The organism is Mycobacterium sp., from assembly GCF_044342925.1.
Taxonomy (GTDB): Bacteria; Actinomycetota; Actinomycetes; order Mycobacteriales; family Mycobacteriaceae; genus Mycobacterium.
This window is the reverse complement of sequence record NZ_JBIIOV010000255.1, coordinates 1-2,835: the sequence shown is the minus strand read 5'-3', so window position 1 is coordinate 2,835 and position 2,835 is coordinate 1. Positions and strand designations below refer to the sequence as shown.

Annotated in this window: 3 protein-coding genes and 1 pseudogene; 1 reads left to right on the top strand and 3 read right to left on the bottom strand. The window is 67.2% G+C overall.

Annotated features, from left to right (window positions below):
- The first annotated feature begins 116 nt into the window (after positions 1 to 116).
- Positions 117 to 1,292: a hypothetical protein gene (locus ADBZ6I_RS16960; protein ID WP_526385915.1), complete on the top strand. Its 1,176-nt coding sequence runs from the start codon at positions 117 to 119 to the stop codon at positions 1,290 to 1,292.
- A gap of 26 nt (positions 1,293 to 1,318) precedes the next feature.
- Here ADBZ6I_RS16960 and ADBZ6I_RS16955 read toward each other — a convergent pair whose 3' ends face one another.
- From ADBZ6I_RS16955 to ADBZ6I_RS16945, 3 genes and pseudogenes are all read right to left on the bottom strand, one after another.
- Complete coding sequence (locus ADBZ6I_RS16955; protein ID WP_526385913.1) at positions 1,319 to 1,957, bottom strand: MerR family transcriptional regulator; 639 nt, start codon at positions 1,955 to 1,957, stop codon at positions 1,319 to 1,321.
- 203 nt (positions 1,958 to 2,160) lie between these two features.
- Positions 2,161 to 2,655 (bottom strand): bifunctional nuclease family protein, encoded by a 495-nt coding sequence (locus ADBZ6I_RS16950; RefSeq protein ID WP_526385911.1) that lies wholly within the window; start codon positions 2,653 to 2,655, stop codon positions 2,161 to 2,163.
- Between the two features lie 47 nt (positions 2,656 to 2,702).
- Positions 2,703 to 2,835 (bottom strand): annotated as a pseudogene (locus tag ADBZ6I_RS16945) (transcriptional regulator FtsR); the annotation flags it as partial.

Below are 2,835 nucleotides of genomic sequence, written 5' to 3'. Positions count from 1 at the left end.
CCTGATCGGCGAAACCAGTCGCACCGGCCAGGCTGCGACCTAACATTCTGGAAACTCACACGATGTGCCTGGTCCGATGCGCACAGGGTCCATAAATCTGGACTAAGGAGACGGTGATGACCGCAGGATCGTTCGTCGGCCGGGTGGGCGGTATCGCGGTGGCCCTGGGCATCGGAGTGGCGGTCGCCGGCGGAACCGCGATCGCCGCCGCCGACACCGACGGCCCGGACACCTCGTCTCGCGGTTCGGCCTCCAGTTCAGCCTCGACGGGTCGCTCCGCACCGGCACCGAACCGCATCGCCAGCCCGGACGTCGCCGTCAAGCCGGCCGCCTCGACCCTGCCGAGGCGGGGCAAGGATCTGACCGCGGCAGCGATCCCCGACGAGCCGACCCAGGTGGCCAGCCCGGCCGCCGCCGTGCCGATCGCACCGGCCGCCACCACGATCACCCTGCCGGCCCAGACCCTGCCGGTTGAGCCGGTAGCCACCCCCGTAGCGGCGGCAGAAGTCGCGATCGCCCCGAGTCCGGATGCCACGGTGTCGACCCGCTACGGCACGTTGGGCAAGTGGATGATCAACAAGGAGGGGGACATCGCCGACTGGATCGGTCAGCCCTACTGCGGCGAGGGCTCGTCGGTCGGCAGTTGCACCAAGCCGCCGGGAAAGACGATTCAGGAACCCATCAACACCGTCTTCGTCGTCAAGGCGAACAGCAAGTGGGAGGCGGAGGTGAGACTGGACTTCGCGATCAGGGCGGCCGGTTTCGGCCCGTCCTGCTGCAGCAGCATCGGGTACAAGGGGATCGTCGGCGCTGAGACCAGCCCCCAGTTCCCCCGGGGCGGACCGCTGGGAATGGGCATCCTCGCCCCGCTGCCGTTCGGGCTGGGACAAACCGGGCTGCTGGGCCTGACCGGTATCGGTCCGGCCTACCGCGATCTGCCGTTCTTCCTGGCCAACACCCATATCCGGGCTTTCGGCGGAGAACCCGACGGCAACGGCAACTACATCTTCACCGCCTCGGCGAGCACGGAGAACCTCGATTCCACCGGCGGCGGTCTGCTGCCGACGCACGGCTACGAGTCCTTCGATGAGGCGCGCGGCGAACTGCTGAACAACATGGTGAAGAGGTCGTGGCTCACCGGCGCGTCCAACCAGGGCCTGGTCGACATGCAGAACATGATCCCGGCCAGCGACCCGGACTACACCACCGGCGATCACGACGGATATGCCCAGGTGATCGCGCTCGGTTCGATGTTCGCCGCCAGCCCGGCACGGAGCACCAGGCTCTTCTGAGCGCGGGGGTTCAGCCGCCGTGAGGCTCAGCCGATTTTGCGGTCGCGGCTCTTGCGCCGCGAGGCCAGTTCATCCTCGGGCGCGGCGATCGACTCGCCGCCGTCGGCACGCTCGCCGGGGAAATCGGCGATGGCTCCGGTGAGTTCGCGCATCGCCCCGCTGACCGCGATGCCGAACACGCCCTGGCCGCCCTGCAGAAGGTCGACGACCTCCTCGGCGGAGGTGCACTCGTAGACCGTGGTGCCGTCGGAGAACAGGGTGATGTTGGCCAGGTCCTGCACGCCGCGCTGGCGCAGATGGTCGACGGCCACCCGGATGTTGTGCAGCGAGATGCCGGTGTCGAGCAGACGCTTGACGATCTTGAGAACCAGGATGTCCTTGAACGAATACAGCCGCTGGCTGCCGGATCCGGCGGCACCGCGGATCGAGGGCACCACCAGCGAGGTGCGGGCCCAGTAGTCGAGCTGACGGTAGGTGATGCCGGCGATCTGGCAGGCGCTGGGCCCGCGGTAGCCGACCAGTTCGTCGGGCACCGAGTCGTCGGGGAACAGACCGCCCTGAACCGGTACGCTCACCGGCGCCACCGGCGAGGCAGCAGCGGCCCGGTCTTCGTCACGGGCGGGGACAGCAAGATCAAGCTGCTCCTGACGTGGCTCGTCGCCCACGATGCTTTCCTCTCCGCCGTTGAAAACCAGTCGCCCGCGGCTTGCTCTGAAGTGGTTCGAGCATACGCCTGGCGACGAGCGGTCGTGGCTCCTGCCGCAACCCAAGTCGCACCCGAAGTATGTGTGGCGCTAGGCGTCGTGGCCGGTATCCGGTTGGCGTGTCGGCGCACCCATGACAGAGATGAGACGGATCCGTGACCTGGTCAGCCGGCCTTGAAGTCGTCCGGGGAGATGCTGTCGAGGAATTCCTTGAACTTCTCGACCTCGTCCTCCCGGACGGTCCCGCTGGATTCCTCGTCGTTCTCGTCGGGAATCAGCAGACCGGCCTCGTCGAGGACGGCTTCCTCCACGTAGATCGGCACATCCATCCGCAGTGCGATGGCCACCGAATCGGAAGGCCGCGCCGACACCCGCACGTCTTTGTCGAAGATCAGGTCGGCGTAGAACGTGCCTTCCTGGAGATCGACGATGCGGACTTCCTTGAGGGTGCGCCCGAGCGCGCCGATGACGTCGCGGAACAGATCATGGGTCAGCGGCCGCGCGGGCTCCACACCCTGCTGTTCGAGGATGATCGCGTTGGCCTCGGTCTGGCCGATCCAGATCGGAAGGTAGCGGTCGCCGACGGCCTCTCGCAGCAGCAGTACAGGCTGGTTGGCGGGCTGTTCGACACGAATCCCGACGACTCGAACCTCACCCATACGCGGACCTCCGCCCACTCCTAGCAGTCACTGAGGAAGTCTAGTCCTCAGCGATCCAGAACGTCGCGCACCGCTGACTTGATCAGCGAGGTGTGCAACGTGATCGCCAGTGCCGCAACCTCGCGCGCCAGATCGTCGGCGCGGTCGCGGGCACCGGTCCGGCTCGCCTTGCCCACCGGG